Raw genomic sequence first — 19,516 nt, forward strand, 5'->3', positions numbered from 1 at the left:
TGCGGCACGTGTTTAAACGAATGTTTGACGATGTTCGCGGCATAAAGCCCCGTTGGCGGGGCATGAAGCTTGAGGGTCAGCTGGCAAGCCAGTCGCTGAGCGTCTGAAGGTGCTGCTCTAATTGGGCCGCGTTGACTTCCCCTTGAATACGGGCCTCAAGAATTTCTTCGCCTTGGTAAAAAAAGAGCAGGCTCGGCGGGCCAAAGAGACGATAACGCTCAAGCAGCGCGCGACTGTGTTCATTGGTTTGGGTGACATCGGCCTTGATCAGGGTGTAATCCTGAAGGGCGCGTGTGACATCGGGGCTTGGGTAGACCTCACGCTCCATCTGCTTGCAGGTGATGCACCAGTCGGCGGTGAAGTGAACAAAAGCGGGTCGGCCCTGGTCAGTGGCGTCGTTGAGTGCGGCGTCTAACGCGCTAAGCCGATCGACCTCTTGAAACGCCAGCGTTTGCTCGCTATTTGCTTCTGGCGTAGACGCGCTGAATTGCAGCGGGCGCAGCGGGTTGCTGCCGCCCTGCGCAGCGCCGATCACCAGGGCAAGCCCCCAGGCAAGCAGTAAAATACCCAGCGTCTGACGGACCCGTGCCCACCCTTGTGGCTGATTAAGCTGTAGTGCGCCAAGGGCGAGGGCGGTGCCAATGGCAAGCGCTGCCCATAGCAGTAGCGCCACCGTGGCAGGCACCAAGCGCTCAATCATCCAGATCGCCACGCCCAGCAGCAGCAGGCCAAAGGCAATTTTCACCCCGTTCATCCAGGCGCCTGAACGCGGCAGCAGTGTCGCGCCAAACGTGCCCACCAGTAGCAGCGGCACGCCCATGCCGAGGCCCAAGGCAAAGAGGACGGCGCCGCCCAATGCCGCGTCGCCCGTGGAGGAGATAAAAACGAGCGCCCCGGCGAGCGGTGCGGTGACACAAGGCGAGACGACTAGCACCGAAAGTGCCCCGGCAAGCGCCAGCCCAAGGGGGCCGCTTTGCTGGGCGCGTGCTTGCCAGGCATCCACTCGGCCCGCCAAACGCGGTGAAAGGCGCAGGTCAAAGGCGCCAAACATGGCGAGCGCAAAGAGCGTAAACAGCAAGGCGAAGACGGTAAGCACGGGTGCGGATTGCAGGTGCGCTTGCAGGTTCAGTCCGGCGCCAAACAGCCCCATGAGAATGCCCACGAGGGCGTAGGTAGCCGACATGCCCAGGACGTAGCTTACGGAGAGCACGAAAGCGCGCGGTTTTGTCGGGTTTTGCCCCACTACAATCGATGACAAAATCGGAATCATCGGCAGAACGCAAGGGGTGAAGGTTAGCCCGAGCCCGGCGATAAAAAAGAGCCCCAATGCCAGCGGTAGGCTTGCCTCGTTTAACAGGGCGGTAAAGCGACGATCATCGCTTTGCGGGCCGTCAAAACGGCTTGCCTCTGTGGGCTCTGTGGGCTCTGCTGCCGGGTCGCCACCGTTCCAGTCGGCAAAGGCGGGCGGTGCTTCGGACTGTATTGCCTCAAGGGCGGTACGCTCCGGCGGGTAGCAGAGCCCCGCGTCCGCGCAGCCCTGAAACGTCAGCTCAACGGGCAGCGGCCCGCTATGCGCTGGGTCAAACGGCACCTCCAGCACCACCTGCTGGCGGAAGATATACACATCGCCCAGAAACTCATCGGTGGTGAAGCTGCCTTCGGGCAGTTTTGGCGCTTGAAGCGCTACGCCTTGAGTTTGGCTTTCAACGGCGAATTGATGGCGATAGAGGTAGTAGTCGTCAGCGATTTCCATGCCGATAAAGAGCGTCTCGCCATCGTGCCAGGCGCTGGGCTGGAAGGCTTCCATCACCGGCAGAAATTCACCCTCCTGCTCAGAGGAGGAGAACCACTGCGCGCTGGCCACCAGTGGGATCATCAGCAACGTTAGCCAGAGGCTAAGCACGAGCGAGCGTTGACGCGACAGCACAGAATCTCCTCAAATTATCCGTTAGCGTGGGAAGGCAGGAAAAGGGCGCGCCCCTGGAGGGGAGCCGCCAATGCGACAGCTTAACGTAAACAGACTCCCCGCGCGGTGGCTGCGGTGACATGACGCGGGATTTCATCGCAACTTAATGGTCTGCAAAATATAAACGGGCCGCCGTGAAAAGGCAGCCCGTTGGAGGACGATGATGCGTCGGCGTGGTTACGCTTTTTGGTACGCCGCCACCGATTTATCAATCGCTTTACGCGCGGCATCGGCGCCTTCCCAGGACTCCACTTTCACCCATTTGCCTTTTTCGAGGTCTTTGTAGTTTTCGAAGAAGTGGGCGATTTGTTGGCGCAGCAGTTCTGGCAGGTCGGTCACTTCCTGAACGTCGTCGTAAAGGGCTGAGAGCTTGGCGTGGGGGACACACACCAGCTTGGCGTCTTCACCGGCTTCATCGGTCATGTTGAGTACACCCACCGGGCGGGCGCGGATGATACTGCCCGGCTGAACCGGATGCGGAGTGACGACCAAGGCGTCGAGCGGGTCGCCATCGTCGGCCAGGGTGTGCGGGATAAAACCGTAGTTGGCCGGGTAGAACATCGGTGTTGCCATGAAGCGATCAACCAGCAGTGACCCCATGTCTTTGTCGATCTCATACTTGATCGGCGCATGATGGGCCGGGATCTCAATGACCACGTAAATATCGTTGGGCAGATCCTTACCGGCGGGGATGTTGTCAAAGTTCATCGTAATTTCCTTGAGCGTACTTGAAAAATCGTACTGAAAAGCGTGCAACTGGCTGATCGGAAATAAGCCAACATTTATGGCGTGGGATTATACGAACAAGACTCGCGAATTACCAATGCGACCTACGTTTCTAAAACGTAGGTCGGTGGCCATTGTGTAGGCGAATGAGCGCCGCTGTGTTTATGATAGCGCCTGTATTACAGCGAGCGGTATCATAGCGGACACGTAATGCACTAGCCGGTAGGGCATTCGCTTTTGCCCCTTGACCCTCGGTTATCACGCTTTCCAGGAGGAAAACTTGGCGCACGCCCAATTGCTCATCAGTTATGGCCAAGGTTTTGTGGCGCCCGACCGGCGTCAGCACCGCAGCTCCATGTCGGTGCAGATTCCCGAGGCGCCGCTTTTAAAAGCGAAGGGTGGCTGCGCGGTGATTAGTGACTCGATATCCCGCAATACCATGGCGAAGCAGGCGGGCGATCTCAGCGTAAGGGGGTTCTTGGCGGACTACTTCTCCACTCCCGACCACTGGGATGTCAAAACGTCGGCCACCCGCGTGCTACGTGCCCTTAATAGCTGGTGCTATAGCCAGAGCCAGCACGTGCACGAGGGGAGTTTTGTTTCATCGGTGTCGGCACTGGTGTTTCGCCACCGAGAAGCGCACCTGTTTCACATGGGCGATACCTTGGTGTTTCGTCTGCGCGGCGCCGAGTTTGAACAGGTATCGCGGGATCATGTGACCGACCTGGGCGGTTATCGCTACCCCTCGCGGGCCTTGGGGCTGGATGGCAGCGTCGATATCGACTATACCCAGCTCCCCCTCAAGCAGGGGGATATCTTTCTTTTCACGACCCAAGCCGTGCGCGGCACGCTTTTGCCTTCGGACTACGTGCGCTTGATCCGCCTGGATGCCAGCGACTTGGACGCCGCCTGCGAGCGCTTGGCCAATGAGGCCAAAACCCGCGCCCAGGAGCGGGGCTACGGCGGGGATCAATTCTGCTTTCAACTGGTGCGTATCGACGAGCTCCCCGAGGAGGCAAGCGACCATCCCGGCCAAGTATATGGCGATTTGCCTATCCCGCCCGAGTTGAGCCCGGGGGAGCGCTTGGACGGCTTTGAGATTCTGGAGGTGCTATCGCGCACGGCGCAGTCGCGCGTTTATCGAGTGCGCGATACCACTACCCACCGCACCATGGTGATGAAAGCGCCAAGCCCGGAGCTATCGTTGCGCAACGCCTATTTAGAGCATTTTTTGCTGCAGCAGTGGGTGGTCGAGCGGGTGAATTCGCCCTTCGTTGTGCGCGTGGTGGAGCCCTCGCGGCCGCGGCGCTATCTCTATTATCTGATGGCCAATGTGGAAGGGGAGACGCTGCGCCAGTGGGCCGAGCGCCATCCGCAAGCGACACTGATTCAGCGCCTGGAGATCGCCAACCAGCTAGGCAAAGCGGTGCAGGCGCTACACCACCGCGATGTGCTGCACCAACAAGTCAATCCCGATAACGTGCTGATCGATGATCACGGCAAGCTCGTGCTTACCGACTTTAGCGCCTGCCATGTGCGGGAAGTGGATGGCCATCGCCACTCGGGCGAGCTGCTGCAACAAGTGGGCTTTAGTGAGCATACCGCACCGGAGTACGCCCTGGGCGATAGCGTTGGCCGGCGTAGCGATCAATATTCGCTCGCCTCTACCACCTATTGGCTGCTCACCGGACAAATGCCCTATGCGTTGACGCCCGACCGATTGCGTAGCCATACCGATCTGGAAGAGTTGAGCTACCGCAGTGCGCGCGCCGCCAATCCAGAAATATCGCCCGAACTCGACGATGCCCTACGTCGGGCGCTAGACCCGCAACGAGGGCTGCGTTTTCGACGCATGTCGGAATTTTTGCACGCGCTACGTGTGCCGCTAGGGCGGTCGCGCCGGGGCAGTCGGCAAGAGATACGCAGCGATTCCCGCCGTTTTTGGCAAGGGGTGGCGGGAATCTTGCTGCTGCTGTTGGTGCTTTCTTGGCTGCTACGTTAGCGCGTAGCGGCTTAAAGTGTGCCAGTGGTTAAAGGGTGAAAACCGGTAAGCGCTTTTCCACCTTGGCGAGAGTCAGCTTGGCCACCTTGGGCAGGCCGTTCTCAAACGGCGGGAAATCCTCTCCCTGAATCAGCGGCGAGAGGTAGCGCCGGCAGTCCGGGGTGATGGCAAAGCCGTCTTCGCTGATGTAATCCCGCGGCATGAATTTTTCTTGGTTGGCGATCTCGCTTAGCGGAGCCGAAATCACATCCCACTGGTAAGGGGCCTCCGAGGTGCGGCGAATCGCGGGCATCATCGAGTTCTTACCCGCCAACGCCAGCGCCACTGCCTCGCGGCCCACGGCGTAGGCGTGCTCGACATCGGTTTTGGACGCCAAATGGCGCGCGGCGCGCTGCAGGTAGTCAGCCACGGCCCAGTGGTATTTGTAGCCGAGGTCCTGCTTGACCATGCCGGCCAGCGTCGGGGCGACGCCGCCGAGCTGACGGTGGCCAAACGCATCGGTATTGCCCGCGTCGGCCAAGAAAGTGCCGTCTTCGTAGCGTGCCCCCTCGGAAACCACGATGACACAGTAGCCATACTCCTTCACGCACTTATCCACCCGCGCCATGACCGCTTCGCGGTCGAAGGCGATCTCCGGGAAGATGATCAAGTGCGGCGGCTCCCCTTCGCCTTCGCCGGCAAGGCCTCCGGCAGCGGCGATCCACCCGGCGTGGCGGCCCATGACTTCCAGCACAAATACCTTGGTGGAGGTGGCGCACATGGAGGCGATATCAAGCGAGGCTTCGCGGGTGGAGGTGGCGATATACTTGGCCACGCTGCCGAAACCGGGGCTATTGTCGGTCACCGGCAGGTCGTTATCCACGGTTTTGGGCACATGGATCGCGGTGAGGGGATAGCCCATCTTTTCGGAGAGCTGGGAGACTTTCAGGCACGTATCCGCGCTATCGCCGCCGCCGTTATAGAAGAAGTAACGAATGTCGTGGGCTTTAAACACCTCGATTAAGCGCTCGTACTGGGCGCGGTGGGTGTCGATGTCCTTGAGTTTATAGCGGCAAGAGCCAAAGGCGCCGCCGGGAGTATGGCGCAGGGCGGTAATCGATGCGTCGCTCTCTTGGGTAACGTCAATGAGGTCTTCGGTTAACGCCCCGATAATGCCGTTATGGCCGGCGTATACCTTGCCTATTTGATCGGATGCTTCGCGGCAGGCTTCAATAACGCCGCAGGCGCTGGCGTTGATAACGGCGGTGACGCCCCCGGACTGGGCATAAAAGGCATTGTGCTGGGCCATGGAAACGCTCTTTCTCCTGGAAAGGGGCTGATAATTGGAAAGTAAAAAAGCCTGCCCCTCGAAAAGCGCTGAGGCTTTGAGGCGGCGGGCGTGTGCGGTTAACGCAACGTTTAACCTAAATATTTAACGCGCCATTTTAGCGTAAAGGGGCGGTGGCTGCATCTGTGGGGCTCAATCGTCGGCGCGGTCCATCTCTTGTTCGCGCTGGGCGAGTCGCCAGCCGCCAAGATCCTTATAGCGGTTGACCATGGCGCAAAACAGCTCGGCGGTGCGTTCGGTGTCGTAGCGCGCTGAGTGGGCGGCTTTATTATCGAACTCGATCCCCGCCGCACGGCAGGCGCGTGCGAGCACCGTTTGGCCATAGACCAAGCCCGCAAGCGAGGCGGTATCAAAGCTGGAAAAGGGGTGGAACGGATTGCGCTTGACCCCGCAGCGCTCGGCGGCGGCGTTTAAAAAGCCGTGATCGAAGGCGGCATTGTGGCCCACCAGAATCGCGCGGGTACAGCCATGCGCCTTGATCGCTTTTCGCACCGGGCGAAATATCTCGCCCAGGGCCTCGGCTTCGGTCACCGCGATTTGCTGGCGCAGCGGGTCATCCAGCTTGATGCCGGTAAAATCCAGCGCCGCTTGCTCGACGTTAGCGCCCTCAAACGGTTTCAGGTGATAGGCGTAAGTGGCGTCGGGCAGCAGGTTGCCTTCCGGATCCATGGTGAGCGTTACGGCCGCGATCTCCAGCAGGGCATCGCGCTTGGCGTTAAAACCACCCGTCTCTAAATCCACCACGACGGGTAGGTAACTGCGAAACCGCTGGGCCATTAAATCGCGGGCAATTGCCTCGCTCATGCAGCTCTCCTTGTAGCAAATCGTCAATAGCGAGCAGGTAATAGCGCATCATTCTATCAGCTTTAGGCTCGACACGCCGCCGAAGGTATTCGTTGAGGTGTCAGAGCGCTATACTCAGCGTTTCACTGTTTGGCGCATGCGCAAGCGGCGCCGCGTTAGATTAACGAGGAGCTTAGAATGTCCGATGTCAAAAAGGTGGTGCTGGCGTATTCCGGCGGCCTGGATACATCCGTAATCGTCAAGTGGTTGCAAGAGACCTACAACTGCGAGGTGGTGACTTTTACTGCCGACATCGGTCAAGGCGAAGAAGTGGAGCCTGCGCGGGCGAAGGCGGAGGCGCTAGGCGTTAAAGAGATCTATATCGAAGATCTGCGCGAAGAGTTTGTCCGCGACTATGTCTACCCGATGTTTCGTGCCAACACGATTTATGAAGGCGAATACCTGCTCGGCACTTCCATTGCCCGCCCGCTGATCGCCAAGCGCTTGATCGAAATCGCCAACGAAACCGGCGCCGACGCGATCTCCCACGGCGCCACCGGCAAGGGCAACGATCAAGTCCGCTTTGAGCTGGGCGGCTATGCGCTCAAACCCGGTGTAAAAGTGATTGCCCCGTGGCGCGAGTGGGACCTGACCTCGCGTGAAAAGCTGATGGCGTACTGCGAGCAGCACGACATTCCGGTGGATTTCTCCAGCAAGAAGAAAAAATCCCCCTACTCCATGGATGCCAATCTGCTGCACATCTCCTACGAGGGCGGCATTCTGGAAGATCCGTGGGCCGAAGCCGAGGAGGACATGTGGCGTTGGAGTGTCTCGCCAGAAGCCGCGCCGGATACACCCACCTATATCGAGCTCACCTTTGACCAGGGCGACATCGTGGCCATCGACGGCCAAGCAATGAAGCCCCACGCAGTGCTGGAAAAGCTCAACAAGCTCGGTGGCGACAACGGCATCGGCCGCTTGGATATCGTTGAGAACCGCTACGTGGGCATGAAGTCCCGCGGCTGCTACGAAACGCCGGGGGGCACGATCATGCTGCGCGCCCACCGCGCGATTGAGTCCTTGACGCTTGACCGCGAAGAGGCGCACCTGAAAGACGAGTTGATGCCGAAGTACGCCAAGGTGATCTACAACGGCTACTGGTGGAGCCCCGAGCGGCGCATGCTGCAAGCCGCCATCGACGAAACGCAGAAAAACGTTAACGGGGTGGTGCGCATGAAGCTCTACAAAGGCAGCGCGACGGTCGTGGGGCGTAAGTCCGACGATTCGCTGTTTGACGAGTCGATCGCCACCTTTGAAGACGATGCCGGCGCTTACGATCAAAAAGACGCGGAAGGCTTTATTAAGCTCAACGCGCTGCGTCTGCGTATTGCCGCGGGTAAAGGCCGTAAGCAAAGCTGATATAAAAACGCCTGGCCGCAAGGCGAGCGGCAGCCCTCGGGCTGCCGCATGGCGTATAAGGAGCCTTTATGCTGAAAAAGCTATTTGCCGGCCTGTTTGGCGGTGACAAAACAGAGCACGGTAGCCGCGCCCAAGCGGCAGAGGCGGTGGAGTATAACGGCTATGTGATCATCTCCGAACCGGATGACCAGAGCGGCCAATACCGCGTTAGCGGGATTATTCGTCAGCGCCTGGACGATGGTGACGTCCGCGAGCACCGCTTTGAGCGCTCCGATATGCTGCCAAGCCGCGAAGGCTGCGATGAGATGATGGTGGCCAAGGCGAAGCGCTATATCGACGAAGTGGGCGAGGCGATGTTCGAGCCCGACCCGCGGCAAACATCTTCCGACGCCTCCGACAGATAGGTCTACCGTGCGCTGGATTCATCGCTTCTCGCCGTGGCGACGCCTGTTTGACCATGCGCATCCTTCCGCTGTGACCGAGCTTTTCGCGCCGCTAAAGGATGTACTCGACGCGGCGCCGTCAGCCGAAAGCCCGCTCACCCATGCCTACCAGTGGCAGCAGCGCCTGGTGGAGACGCTTTCGCGCTACGATTTGCCCGCCTGGCGAATGGCGCAGCTGATTAGCGACCATAACGCCTGGCTTTACCGCCATGCCATTAGCCGCTCCCTGGAAGAGATGCAGAGCCAGGGCTGGGGCCCCCCGCCAGCGGATTACTGCGTGCTGATTCTAGGGTCTGGCGCTCGCGATGAGAGTCTGCTGGGGCCGGATCAGGACAATGCGTTGATCATCGAGGATTATCCCGATAGCCGCCACGTGGAAATCGACGGTTACTTTCAAGCCCTGGGCGAACGCTTTACCCAGCGTTTGGCCGAGGCGGGGATTCCGCTCTGCCAGGGGCATGTGATGGCGCGCTGGCCGATGTGGCGCAAACGCCTCGGCGAGTGGCGTGCGCAATTGGATTTGTGGACCCAGGAGCGCCGGGTCAAGCGCGTGCAGCAGACCAATATCCTACTGGACTTCACGCCCGTTGCCGGGGAGGCGCGCTTGGCGCAAACGCTATCACAAAGCGCGGCGGATATTGTGCCTAAGCGTGCGCTCTTTATGGATGAGATGGCCGCGCTGCTCGACGAGCTGCCGGTGGCGCTGGATCGCCTGGGGCGTTTGAAAGGCAGCGTCGAGGAAGCGCCTTATGCCGATGCGATCAACCTCAAGCGCCAAGGCTTGATGCCGCTTGTCAGTGCCGTACGGCTTTTAAGCCTTCATGCCGGCGTGAGTGAGGTGAGTACCCGCAAGCGCTTGCAAGCCCTGGGGCATCACAGCGCCAGCGGGCTGACGCGCGGGCAAGCCGAGGAACTCGTGGCCATACTCGAGCGGTTGCAGCAGCTAACGCTAGATCAGCAGCGCCACAATCTTGCGCTTGGCCAAGTGGCCGACGGCTGGGTGGATAGCGCTCGGCTGCGCGATGATCAAACACACATGCTGAAGTACGATCTTAAGCAGATTCGCCACTGCGTGAGTCATGTTAAGTCTCGGGTGCGTGCGGGAGCTCCATGACCAAGCAGGCGCCGCCGAGCGTGGCGCCTTCATCGACCCACAAACGCCCGCCTAAATGGGCGACAATGCCTCGGCTAATGGGTAGCCCCAGCCCACTGCCCTTGGGGCGTCCGCGCTTGGCGCTATCGCTCGACTGCTCGATCTGGTGAAACTTCTCGAATACCCGCTCGCGTTCATTGGCGCTAATGCCGGGGCCGTTATCTTCGACGCTAAGGCGGTAGTTCTTTTTGTGCCGGTAAAGGCGCAGCAACACCTGCGGGTCGTCATGGTCGGCGAACTTACCCGCGTTATCCAGTAAGTTGATAATAACCTGCTCAAGGCGGTCTGGGTCGCCGACAATCATTGCGGGTGTGGCCTCAATGTTGACGTCCAGCGTCACCCCGCGCTTCTCTTGCAAACGCGAGATGGCATCGACGCTATGCTTGGCGAGCGCGGCGAGGTCGAGGGTTTCGGGGTTGAGCGTCAAGCGGCCGCTTTCCAGACGTGCCAGGTCGAGAATTTCTTCGATTAAGCGCGAGAGACGCTGGCTTTCATGCACGATAACACCCAGAAAGTGGCGGCGCTTCTCATCGGTGAGCGTCTCGCCGTCGCGCAGAATTTCGGCGAAAGCGCGGATCGAGGTGAGCGGCGTACGCAGCTCATGGCTCACCATGGCCACAAACTCATCCTTTAGCCGGTCGAGTTCGCGCAGGCGCTCATTGGCCGTGCGCAACTCTTCCCCTATACGGGCAAGCTCCTGGGATTTCTGCTTGAGCTCGCGGTTGTACTCCAGCGTCTGAGACGTGGTATCGAGAATGCTCAAAATTGACTCGAGATCGAGCGCTTCACCGCGCACTACCGAGTTAATCAGCACGCGCGCCGAGGCGCTACCGAGCGACCCCGCCAGTGCCTGCTCGGCCCGGGTGATTAACTCGGTGGTGGCCGGCTCGTTAGTGGCGCTATCGCTTTCCGGCACTTTAGCAAAAACGCGCTGAGTGGCCGTTGCCCCCAAATAACGCTCAAGGAGCTCGCGCAGTTCGCCCTGGGTAGTTTGGCCGCGCCAGAGCGATGTGGTTTGCAGGTTGGGGTGCAGGGCTTGCGTGAACAGCGCGGCTTGGGTTTGTTCCAGCGGCGTCTGCCGGGTGAACAGCGAGACGCCGACCAGTAAGCCCACGTTAGCCAGCATGCTCCACAACAGTGAATGGGTATAAATGTCCCACCCCTCTAGGCCGAACAGCGCGTAAGGCGTGAGCCAGGCGATACTCCCGGGGCCTTCGGTGAGAAGTGTCGCGCTTAGCCAGCCGGACTGTGCAAACCCTGGCAGCAGCAGCGTGTAGCCCCAGACGGCAAAGCCAGCAATGAGCCCAAGCGTTGCCCCTTGGCGGGTAGCCCCGCGCCAATAAAGCCCCAGCAGCAGGGCCGGCGCGAGCTGGGCGGCGCCGGCGAAAGAGACAAGCCCAATGGTGACGAGGCTATAGGAGTCACCAATCAACGCATGGTAGAGGTAGCCCAGCAGCAGAATCAGCACGATCGCGATACGGCGGATACCCAATAGCCAGCCCGCCAGCCGCCCTTGGTGACTGATATGCAGGTGTTTGATCCGTAGCAGTAACGGCATGACGAGTTGGTTGCTCACCATGGTGGAGAGCGCGATGGTTTCGACAATCACCATGCCGGTGGCGGCGGAGAGCCCGCCGATAAACACAAACAGCGGCAGCGCATCAATGCCGGCGAGCAAGGGGAGCGTCAGTACAAAACTATCGGGGTTGCCGGCCGCGTCCCCGAGCAGTAAGCCAGCCATGGCAATAGGGATAACAAAGAGGTTGATCAGCAGCATGTAGAGCGGGAACAGCCAGCTGGCGCGCTTGAGGTGGCGCTCATCGACGTTCTCGACCACCAGTACCTGAAATTGGCGGGGCAGGGTGATAAAAGCCAAGAATGCCAAGACCAGCATGCCTACCCAGCCGGTGGCACCCCCCGGCACGCTCTCCAAGCTCATTAGGTTTTCAAGCTCGGGCGTGAGCGCGACTTGGCGAAACAGATCCCCTGGACCGGCGAATAAGCCGAAAACCACAAATAGCCCCACGGCGAGAAACGCCGCCAGCTTGACCAAGGACTCCAGGGCGATCGCCGCGACCATACCTTCATGCCGCTCGCTGGCATCAAGGTGGCGAGTGCCGAAGAGAATAATGAAAACGGCAAGGACCAGGGCGACCCAGAAGGATTTATCCACCCAGAAGCTCTCATTGGTCAAGGTGGTGTCTGCGCTATCGGGGTAGTTGATCAGTATCGCGTGGCTGACGGTGATCGCTTTAAGCTGCAGGGCGATATACGGTGTGATGGTGATCAGCGCCATCAGGGCGACCAGTGCGCCTAGGCCGGTGCTTTTGCCGTAGCGTGCGCTGACAAAGTCGGCAATCGAGGTGATGCGCTCGCGGGCGGCAATGCGCACCATTTTGCGTAGCAGAAAGGGCGCGGCCAGCATTGCCAGAGTGGGGCCGAGGTAAATCAGCAAGAAGCTCGGCCCATGCGCCGCCGCGCGCCCCACGCTGCCGTAAAACGTCCAGGCGGTGCAGTAAACCGCAATCGAAAGCGCGTAGACCGTCGGCGAGCTAATGACCGTGCGGCCCGCCTCTGCGCGCCGATCACCCCACGCCGCCACCACGAAAAGCAGGGCCAGATAGCCAAAGGCGGCGGTGAGGATAATCGGGTCAGTGCGCATTGGCGCGGCTCCTCAACGGCAGTAGGCAAGCGTCAGTGCTTGGCGGGGCGCTCCATGAGCCAGGCGGCGAGTCCAATCACCAGCGCCCAAGCGCCAAACAGATAAAGCGCCAGGCTTGCCGTGCCGGGAAGGTGGTTAACCACCACCAGCAGCGGCGGGCAAAACAGCAGCAGGGCCAGAAGGATTAGCGCGATCAGGCGCGCATGGTGACGCGAGTCTTGGGTAGGGGTCATGCGCTGCCATCCTCTTTATCAAAGGCGTTGGACTGTAGTGCCAATAGCTTTTCAAGGGTGTCGATACCCCGGGCTTCCAGGCGCGGAAGCAGCGCAAGCCAAAGCTCCGCAGTGACCCGTGCGTCGCCCAGCGCCGTGTGTCGTGTGCCGGGGGGGAAGGTCAGGTCGTATCGCTTGGCCAGGCTGTCGAGGTCGTGGCCATCGATGGCTTCATCCAGCGCGCGGGAAATCAGCAGCGTATCCAGCACCGGAAGGTCGAAATCAACGCCGTGATGGCTGATCGCGAGCATATCAAACGAGGCATTGTGCGCGAGCAGTACCGCATCGCTGACGTACTGGCGAAACCGCGTGAGGACAATATCCAGCGGTGGCGCCCCCTCAACGTCGGCGTCGGTCAGCCCGTGAATCGCCGTGCTCTCTGGGGGGATTGGGCGTTTGGGGTCGACTTTTTGGTCAAATACTTCGCTTGCCAGCAGGCGTGCGTTGACCACGCGGCAGGCGCCCACGCTGATCACGGTATCTCCGCGACGCAGCTCAAGCCCGGTGGTTTCGGTGTCAAAGGCGACGACTTCCAGGCTTCGCAGTGAACGATGCGCGAGCTCCTCGTCGGGTGCGGGTAAATCGGCGATGCCAAAATCGTGGAATTCGGGCCGCGGTGGGGTCGCTTCGCGGGGGGCGCCGACACGCTCCGTGGCGGGGAGAGGCATGCGAATACGCGCGTAGCCGCTGTTTTCGTCGGCCAGGCTCCAGATGTCACTGGCGTGCTGGCGCAGGACGTCGGCGGCGGTCGGCGAGAGAGGAAGGCTCTCGAGTGTTTTCTGTCGCCACTGCGCGAGCTCACGCTCAGGCAGGGGCTTGCCGCGCCAGATAAAGTCGAGATAGACGCGCTTATTGCCAAGACAGACCTCACCTTCAAAGCCGTTATCCGGCAGATAAGCGTTGAGGTGCTGAACCAGCGAGGCCAAAAGCGCAATCAAGGCCGGCGCGTCCCCCTTGAACCAGGCTGGCATGCCGATGGGAGTGATCAGGCGGTGCTCGGGGTCAAGGCGCTCGTCCAGCGCCTGCCAGAAGTCATTCGACCACATCGGGGTTAAGCGCTCGCCCTGATGCTGCATATCATCGAGTAGCGTGCCAATACGCGCGACGCTATCACCAAGCGTTGCCCCCTCTTCCTCGATCACACGCTCAAGGCGGTCGCGCAGGGAGTCGGTCGCCTCGCCGCGTTGGCGAAGCTGAATCAGGGCATCGGCAGCGCTGGTTAGGCTCGCCGTATGCTGACGCAGAGGCGTTAACATGGCGGCGAGTTCCGCGCGCACGCCCATTTCGCTCGACCAGGAGGCCGTGGCATCGGTGAACGTCAGCAACGCCTCGCCGTCGCTACCCGGCACGCGGCGAAGGATGATTTTTAGCCAGCGCTCATCGCACGGCGCGAGTAGCTCGCGCGGTGAGCCGTCGTAGGGGAGCTGGGAAAGCGCGTGTTCCAGGCTGGGGCTTGGCAGCAAGGTCTCGAGCCGCTTGCCAAGACCCAAGCCGTCATGGTTTGAGAAAAAATCTTCCGCCGCCTGATTGAAGAGCATGACGCGACGGTGGTGGTCGCACAGCAGCAGCGGGGTTTCCAATACTTGCAGCAGGGTTTCCAGCTCTTGGCGGATGCGTGCCGCGCTGCGGGCGCCTTCGGCGTGCGCCGTGGCTAAACGCGCGCGGTCGTTACGCCAGCTTTCATGCACCCGCCGAAGGTCGGGACCCAAGCCTTTCAACCAGCCTTCGGGCGGATGCTCGTCGCGGGCGTCGGGGTTGGCGACCAAGCGTGCAAGCTGCACTTGCAGATGGCGAAGGGGGGTAAACAGCATACGCTCAAGCAATAGGCCAACAAGAAAAATCGTACCGCCGCCCGAGAAGCTCCCCAGCCACAGTACGATGCGCTGCCAGCCTTCTGGGTTGAGATGGGTGTCGAGCCAGCCGGCGAAAATCGCACCGCCCAGCAGGCTCACACCGCTTAGCAGCAGCCAAAGGCCAATCAGTCGCTGGCGCTTGGGTAGCCCGCGACGTTTCATGAGGGGGCCTCGTTTAGCAGCCCTTTGACTTTTTCGACCAGCGTTTGGGTCGAAAAGGGTTTGGTGATGTAGTCATCGGCCCCTAGCGCCATGCCCTTTTCACGCTCCACCTCACGGCCGTGGGCCGTGAGCATGATAATGGGCAAACGCTCGGTTTCCGGCTGAGCGCGAAGCTGCTCAAGCACATCGAAACCGCTGATACCCGGTAGGCTAATATCGAGCAAAATTAAATCGGGCTGGGCGCTTTTAACGCTTTCTAAGGCTTGTTCGCCGTCCTCGGCCGTCGTGACCTCAAACCCCGCCTGCTCCATCAAAAACTCTAATGACAGAACGATATTGGGCTCGTCATCGACTACCAACACATTGGCCATGTCGCTCTCCCGGGATGCTATGTTTTATTGTTAAGTCGTACGCTCGCAAAGGCAGTGCGTTATTGCTGTTATAGGGTTAAGTGTATGAGGGGGAGCGCATTCGGCCAAGACGACCTTGGCCGAATGCGGCTAAAGTCGCCCGCGCGTTAGCGGCGGGGGCTGAGCGTATGTAGCTCTCGTGTGGGCCAATGCACAACGGCGGTATGGCGATGCATCTTGGCGGCCAATTCGGGGTGCTGCTGGGTAATCACACCCTCGGCAAAGTCAGAGAGAAAGTGCGATTTGAGCTCAGCGCGTGCTCTATCGACGCCGTTTTGGTGGTAGGGCGTCGAGGCAAGCAGCATAAAACCGTCGTCTGGGATACGCCCACTGCGCATGTTGGCTTCGATGATCGCCGCGGCGGTGCCAATCGGCTTGGCAAGGTCGGGCTCGTAAGGGCCGATAATCAGTGCGGTATTGGGAAGATGCAAAAAATCGAACCCACGCCCAATGCAGATGACCCATTCACGGTGCTCGATGTCGAGCTCACGGGTAGCGCCTTCCAGCGCTGTCACGTGGGCGAGGTTGCCTTCTAGCAGCGGGAGCACGTCGCGGCGAATATCGGCCGGCATATCCGGGCAGACATCCGCCAGGGCGGCGGCTAAGTCGTCACGTGAGTGGCCAATCCAGGTGCTGATATCCAGCGTTTTGTCATTTTCGCCGTGCAGAATCAGCGCGTCTCGGTCCGTCTCAAAGCCGCACACCAGCGGATAGACGTGGTGTCGTTCGTGGCCAAAGAGCGCATCGGCCTGCTCGGCGAGGCGGTAGGCGTGGGCCTTCGCGGCCTCGACATCACACTGAAAACCGGCGCAACCGCGACGCCGCTCGCCGCGTGAAAAGTGATAGGTGATCATCATCAACGAGGCGCTGCCGCGTTTCGCCGCTGAGGTCACGGCCTCGCTGACAAGCTCACCGAGATAGGGCCAGCCGAGGTGGAAAATGCCCCCGAGGTTGCGAAACGGGGTAATAATCCCGAGCGGCGTCCGCGTGGCATGGGGGATATGGATGCGCCCGTCCATGCACTTCATCACCAAAATGTTCGTGGGGTGTTTCGCCAGGTAGCGCTCGCGCGCAAGCCAAGCACCGGGGCTGCCGAAGTGTTTGGCATGCTGGTGCGATAGGGCAAGCAGCGCGTCGATGCGCTGCTCTATAGGTTGGTCGTGCAGCAGTCGGGCGGGGCTAGGCACGCTCACTCCTTGTGGTGGGTCAGGCGATGTCGGTTTTATCTTGATATTCGCACAAATCCTCGATAATGCAGCTACCGCAGCGGGGTTTACGGGCCACACAGGTATAGCGGCCGTGCAGAATCAGCCAGTGGTGGGCGTCTTGCTTGAATTCACGCGGCACGTGGCGCAAAAGCTTTTTTTCGACTTCCACCACATCTTTGCCCTTAGCGATGCCGGTACGGTTGGCAACGCGAAATATGTGCGTGTCCACGGCGATGGTGGGCTGGCCAAAAGCGGTGTTCAAGATCACGTTGGCGGTCTTGCGCCCCACGCCGGGCAGGGCTTCCAGTGCCTTGCGCGTTTTGGGGACCTCGCCGTCATGTTGCTCCACCAAAATATGGCAGGTTTTCATCAGGTTTTCGGCCTTGGTGTTATAAAGCCCGATGGTCTTGATGTGCTCTTTGAGCCCATCGATCCCCAGATCAATGATCGCCTGCGGTGTGTTCGCCACCGGAAAGAGCCGCGCGGTGGCCTTATTGACGCCCACATCCGTGGCCTGGGCGGAGAGCAAAACGGCGGCGAGTAGCTCAAAGGGGGTGGACCAGTTGAGTTCGGTGGTTGGCTGCGGATTTTCTGCCTTGAGGCGAGCAAAAATCGCGTAGCGTTTTTGTGCGTTCATAATGTCCTATGGGCGATTGGCCAGGTTCTATTGGTCGTCGACTCTCTGCGCTGTTGGTCTGCTACTTGATCGTGCCCGTTACGCGCACCCGCCGTTCGGGCTTCGGGGCGGCCTCGATGGGCTTGGCACGTGCGGCGCTGGCCTGATCGATGGCGTTTTTCAGCGCGATGAGCAGGCCCGCGACAAAAAAGGCGCCGGGTGGCAGCAGGAAAAACAGAAATTGGTAGTCGGCGAATAGGATGATTTCCCAGCGGCTGGCGCCGGTGCCAAACAGTAGCTCCATGTCGCTGAACAGCGTGCCTTGTCCGAGACTCTCGCGTAGCGCCCCCAGCACGATCAGTACCGCGGCGAAGCCTAACCCCATCATTAGACCATCCACGGCGGCGGCAAGCGGTGGATGGCGCGAGGCGAAGGCGTCCGCACGACCTAAAATCGCGCAGTTGGTGACGATCAGCGGAATAAAAATACCCAGCACCTGATAGAGCGGATACGCATAGGCAGCCATCAAAAGCTCCGCGCAGGTGACAAAAGCCGCGATGATCATCACGAACGCCGGTAGACGCACGCTACCGGGTACTTGATGGCGCAGCAGCGAGACCGCGCTACTCGACCCCACTAGCACTAGCAGCGTGGCGATGGCAAGCCCCAGTGCGTTCACGACACTGTTGCTAACGGCAAGCAGCGGGCAAAGACCCAGCAGTTGCACCAGTGCGGGGTTGTTGCGCCACAGGCCCTCGCGGGCGAGGTCAGAAAACAGGCTCATAATGCAGACTCCTCTACGTCTTCCCGGTCACTCACGCCAGGCAGCGGGGTGCGGTCGGCATACCGCAGCGCTTGATGCACGGCGTTCACGATGGCGCGAGGGGTGATCGTCGCGCCGGTGAAAGCCTCAAATTCACCGCCCTCCTTTTTGACCGCCCAGCCGCTCGTCGGCAAACTTTCCAGTCGCAAGCCGTTGAAGGTGGTGATCCAGTCGCTGCGGCGGCGTTCGATGTTATCGCCAAGCCCCGGTGTTTCTTGATGCGCCGTCACGCGTACGCCACTTATGCGCTGCTGGTCATCGATCCCCACCAGGAGGCGGATTTCACCGCTGTAGCCTTCACGGGTCACCACCGGCAGAATCACGACGTTTTTGTCTGCGCTTCGCACCGACCAGCCCTGTGTCGGCGCGCGATGACCGAGCGCCTGCGGCTCAGGGAGGGGGAAGGCGCCTTCAAGAATGCGCGGGAGAGGCACGTCCGCGAGTGCCGGCGGCAGCACTTCGCGCAGCTGCTGATGCTGATACACCTGAACATTGGTGGCGATACGCTCGGCGGTGAGCGCGCGAATCAGGCCGACGCTTCCGGCGGTGACCAGGGCAAAGGCCCCGAGCGCGAGCGCTCCCTGCTTGATGGCCGCGTGCAGGTTCATGCCTCACCTTCCGGGGGTCGCTGGCCGCGCACCGCTTGGGTGTGCCCCATGACGCGCGGGTCGCTGTAGAGATCCAAAAGCGGCACGCACAGGTTCATTAATAGCACGGCGAAGGCTACCGCATCGGGGTAGGCGCCGAAGGTGCGAATCAGCATGACCAGCGTGCCGATACCCGCGCCATAAATGAGCTTGCCACGACGGCTGGTGGCGGCCGATACCGGGTCGGTGGCAATAAAAAAAGCGCCAAAAATAGCCGCCCCGGTCAAAAGGTGAAAGCTCGGTGAGGCAAAGTGGCTAGGATCGCCGGCATAAAAAAGCGCACTGAAAAGCGTCATGCTGCCCAGCATCGCCACCGGTATATGCCAGCTAATAATCCGCTTGTAGAGCAGCACGCCCCCGCCTAGTAGCCACGCCCAGCCGGCGTGCTGCCAGGCATCCAGCGTGCCCGCTGGTAACGGCTCGGCGGCCCAAAACTCGCTGGCCAGCACGGCCTCGCCTTTGTGCTTGAAGGCATCCAATGGCGTGGCGCCGCTGAGGGCATCGAGCTCGCTTGCAGGCAACATGCCCGCGACCTGGAGCCACAGCGTGTCGGGTAACAGCGCCTGCGGCGGTGCCCAAAGGGTCATGTAAGTGGGAAACGACACCAACAGCAGCGCGTAGCCCACCATGGCCGGATTAAAAGGGTTTTGCCCCAGCCCACCGTAGAGTTGCTTGGCGACCACCACGGCGGCGACCATGCCGACACCAATAAGCCACCAGGGGCTGGCCGGCGGCAGTGCGACGCCTAGCAGCACGGCGGTGACCAAGGCGCTGGCATCGTTCAACGCCGGGCGCAGCGGGCGATGGCGCAGACGGAGTACTCCCGCTTCCAAGGCCAAACCAAACAGGGCCGCAAGGGCGATATTGGTGAGCACGCCAACACCAAAGTAGACCGTCATCACCACGATGCCCGGTAGCATGGCGAATAGCACCCAACGCATCAGATTTGGGGTGCTGGACGGCGCCTGAGCCGAGGCGGGTGTCGCGCTGTGGTGGAGAAAGCTCATCGCGGAAAACTCATGGTAGTGTGACTCATGGCGAGGT

17 protein-coding genes are annotated in these 19,516 nt (G+C 60.5%); 4 read left to right on the plus strand and 13 right to left on the minus strand.

All coding sequences use genetic code 11. The features are described from left to right. Positions 1 to 76: 76 nt before the first annotated feature. Together dsbD and ppa are read right to left on the minus strand one after the other, a co-directional pair. Positions 77 to 1,927: a protein-disulfide reductase DsbD gene (gene dsbD / locus BQ9846_RS12255; RefSeq protein WP_075881238.1), complete on the minus strand. Its 1,851-nt coding sequence runs from the start codon at positions 1,925 to 1,927 to the stop codon at positions 77 to 79. A gap of 216 nt (positions 1,928 to 2,143) precedes the next feature. Then, complete coding sequence (ppa, locus tag BQ9846_RS12260; RefSeq protein WP_075881239.1) at positions 2,144 to 2,674, minus strand: inorganic diphosphatase; 531 nt, start codon at positions 2,672 to 2,674, stop codon at positions 2,144 to 2,146. A gap of 298 nt (positions 2,675 to 2,972) precedes the next feature. Between ppa and BQ9846_RS12265 the strand changes: the two genes are divergently transcribed. After that, a complete protein-coding gene (locus tag BQ9846_RS12265; protein WP_075881240.1) occupies positions 2,973 to 4,694 on the plus strand; it encodes a bifunctional protein-serine/threonine kinase/phosphatase in 1,722 nt (573 codons plus the stop codon). 28 nt (positions 4,695 to 4,722) lie between these two features. Here the strand turns inward: BQ9846_RS12265 and BQ9846_RS12270 are convergent, their stop codons facing one another. Further along, the gene (locus tag BQ9846_RS12270) at positions 4,723 to 5,982 is read right to left on the minus strand and encodes a 6-phosphofructokinase (RefSeq protein WP_075881241.1); all 1,260 of its coding nucleotides are present in this window, start codon (positions 5,980 to 5,982) and stop codon (positions 4,723 to 4,725) included. A gap of 171 nt (positions 5,983 to 6,153) precedes the next feature. Further along, on the minus strand, positions 6,154 to 6,825 hold the full coding sequence (gene rnt / locus BQ9846_RS12275; RefSeq protein ID WP_075881242.1) for a ribonuclease T: 672 nt from the start codon (positions 6,823 to 6,825) through the stop codon (positions 6,154 to 6,156). 177 nt (positions 6,826 to 7,002) lie between these two features. On the opposite strand from rnt, the gene BQ9846_RS12280 reads away from it, so the two are divergent. From BQ9846_RS12280 to BQ9846_RS12290, 3 genes are all read left to right on the plus strand, one after another. Beyond that, positions 7,003 to 8,223 (plus strand): argininosuccinate synthase, encoded by a 1,221-nt coding sequence (locus tag BQ9846_RS12280; protein WP_075881243.1) that lies wholly within the window; start codon positions 7,003 to 7,005, stop codon positions 8,221 to 8,223. A gap of 68 nt (positions 8,224 to 8,291) precedes the next feature. After that, the gene (locus BQ9846_RS12285; RefSeq protein ID WP_075881244.1) at positions 8,292 to 8,627 is read left to right on the plus strand and encodes an HlyU family transcriptional regulator; all 336 of its coding nucleotides are present in this window, start codon (positions 8,292 to 8,294) and stop codon (positions 8,625 to 8,627) included. A gap of 7 nt (positions 8,628 to 8,634) precedes the next feature. Continuing rightward, the gene (locus tag BQ9846_RS12290; RefSeq protein WP_075881245.1) at positions 8,635 to 9,780 is read left to right on the plus strand and encodes a DUF294 nucleotidyltransferase-like domain-containing protein; all 1,146 of its coding nucleotides are present in this window, start codon (positions 8,635 to 8,637) and stop codon (positions 9,778 to 9,780) included. Here BQ9846_RS12290 and BQ9846_RS12295 read toward each other — a convergent pair. From BQ9846_RS12295 to BQ9846_RS12335, 9 genes are all read right to left on the minus strand, one after another. Then, complete coding sequence (locus BQ9846_RS12295) at positions 9,749 to 12,481, minus strand: sensor histidine kinase (protein ID WP_075881246.1); 2,733 nt, start codon at positions 12,479 to 12,481, stop codon at positions 9,749 to 9,751. The two genes, BQ9846_RS12290 and BQ9846_RS12295, sit on opposite strands and share 32 nt — an antisense overlap. Positions 12,482 to 12,513: 32 nt before the next feature. After that, positions 12,514 to 12,714: a hypothetical protein gene (locus tag BQ9846_RS12300; RefSeq protein WP_075881247.1), complete on the minus strand. Its 201-nt coding sequence runs from the start codon at positions 12,712 to 12,714 to the stop codon at positions 12,514 to 12,516. Further along, on the minus strand, positions 12,711 to 14,768 hold the full coding sequence (locus tag BQ9846_RS12305) for a 3'-5' exonuclease (RefSeq protein ID WP_075881248.1): 2,058 nt from the start codon (positions 14,766 to 14,768) through the stop codon (positions 12,711 to 12,713). The genes BQ9846_RS12300 and BQ9846_RS12305 overlap by 4 nt, the downstream gene beginning before the upstream one ends. Next, complete coding sequence (locus BQ9846_RS12310; protein ID WP_075881249.1) at positions 14,765 to 15,139, minus strand: response regulator transcription factor; 375 nt, start codon at positions 15,137 to 15,139, stop codon at positions 14,765 to 14,767. Before BQ9846_RS12310 ends, BQ9846_RS12305 begins: the two co-directional genes overlap by 4 nt. 146 nt (positions 15,140 to 15,285) lie before the next feature. Continuing rightward, on the minus strand, positions 15,286 to 16,365 hold the full coding sequence (locus BQ9846_RS12315) for a carboxysome shell carbonic anhydrase (RefSeq protein WP_075881250.1): 1,080 nt from the start codon (positions 16,363 to 16,365) through the stop codon (positions 15,286 to 15,288). A gap of 19 nt (positions 16,366 to 16,384) precedes the next feature. Then, positions 16,385 to 17,023, minus strand: a complete 639-nt coding sequence (nth, locus tag BQ9846_RS12320) for an endonuclease III (protein ID WP_075881251.1) — start codon at positions 17,021 to 17,023, stop codon at positions 16,385 to 16,387. A gap of 61 nt (positions 17,024 to 17,084) precedes the next feature. Continuing rightward, positions 17,085 to 17,786, minus strand: coding sequence for an electron transport complex subunit E (locus BQ9846_RS12325; protein WP_075881252.1), 702 nt, complete (start codon positions 17,784 to 17,786; stop codon positions 17,085 to 17,087). Continuing rightward, positions 17,783 to 18,433, minus strand: coding sequence for an electron transport complex subunit RsxG (gene rsxG / locus BQ9846_RS12330; RefSeq protein WP_075881253.1), 651 nt, complete (start codon positions 18,431 to 18,433; stop codon positions 17,783 to 17,785). The genes BQ9846_RS12325 and rsxG overlap by 4 nt, the downstream gene beginning before the upstream one ends. Further along, the gene (locus BQ9846_RS12335) at positions 18,430 to 19,479 is read right to left on the minus strand and encodes an RnfABCDGE type electron transport complex subunit D (RefSeq protein WP_075881254.1); all 1,050 of its coding nucleotides are present in this window, start codon (positions 19,477 to 19,479) and stop codon (positions 18,430 to 18,432) included. Before BQ9846_RS12335 ends, rsxG begins: the two co-directional genes overlap by 4 nt. Positions 19,480 to 19,516: the final 37 nt, after the last annotated feature.

Source organism: Vreelandella massiliensis (assembly GCF_900155385.1).
Classification (GTDB): domain Bacteria; phylum Pseudomonadota; class Gammaproteobacteria; order Pseudomonadales; family Halomonadaceae; genus Vreelandella; species Vreelandella massiliensis.

Coding starts and splice junctions, on each gene's coding strand:
- BQ9846_RS12335 (WP_075881254.1), bottom strand. CDS start 19,479: ATGAGCTTTCTCCACCACAGCGCGACACCCGCCTCGGCTCAGGCGCCG.
- rnt (WP_075881242.1), bottom strand. CDS start 6,825: ATGAGCGAGGCAATTGCCCGCGATTTAATGGCCCAGCGGTTTCGCAGT.
- BQ9846_RS12280 (WP_075881243.1), top strand. CDS start 7,003: ATGTCCGATGTCAAAAAGGTGGTGCTGGCGTATTCCGGCGGCCTGGAT.
- BQ9846_RS12325 (WP_075881252.1), bottom strand. CDS start 17,786: ATGAGCCTGTTTTCTGACCTCGCCCGCGAGGGCCTGTGGCGCAACAAC.
- BQ9846_RS12295 (WP_075881246.1), bottom strand. CDS start 12,481: ATGCGCACTGACCCGATTATCCTCACCGCCGCCTTTGGCTATCTGGCC.
- ppa (WP_075881239.1), bottom strand. CDS start 2,674: ATGAACTTTGACAACATCCCCGCCGGTAAGGATCTGCCCAACGATATT.
- BQ9846_RS12285 (WP_075881244.1), top strand. CDS start 8,292: ATGCTGAAAAAGCTATTTGCCGGCCTGTTTGGCGGTGACAAAACAGAG.
- rsxG (WP_075881253.1), bottom strand. CDS start 18,433: ATGAACCTGCACGCGGCCATCAAGCAGGGAGCGCTCGCGCTCGGGGCC.
- BQ9846_RS12270 (WP_075881241.1), bottom strand. CDS start 5,982: ATGGCCCAGCACAATGCCTTTTATGCCCAGTCCGGGGGCGTCACCGCC.
- BQ9846_RS12305 (WP_075881248.1), bottom strand. CDS start 14,768: ATGAAACGTCGCGGGCTACCCAAGCGCCAGCGACTGATTGGCCTTTGG.
- BQ9846_RS12310 (WP_075881249.1), bottom strand. CDS start 15,139: ATGGCCAATGTGTTGGTAGTCGATGACGAGCCCAATATCGTTCTGTCA.
- BQ9846_RS12300 (WP_075881247.1), bottom strand. CDS start 12,714: ATGACCCCTACCCAAGACTCGCGTCACCATGCGCGCCTGATCGCGCTA.
- nth (WP_075881251.1), bottom strand. CDS start 17,023: ATGAACGCACAAAAACGCTACGCGATTTTTGCTCGCCTCAAGGCAGAA.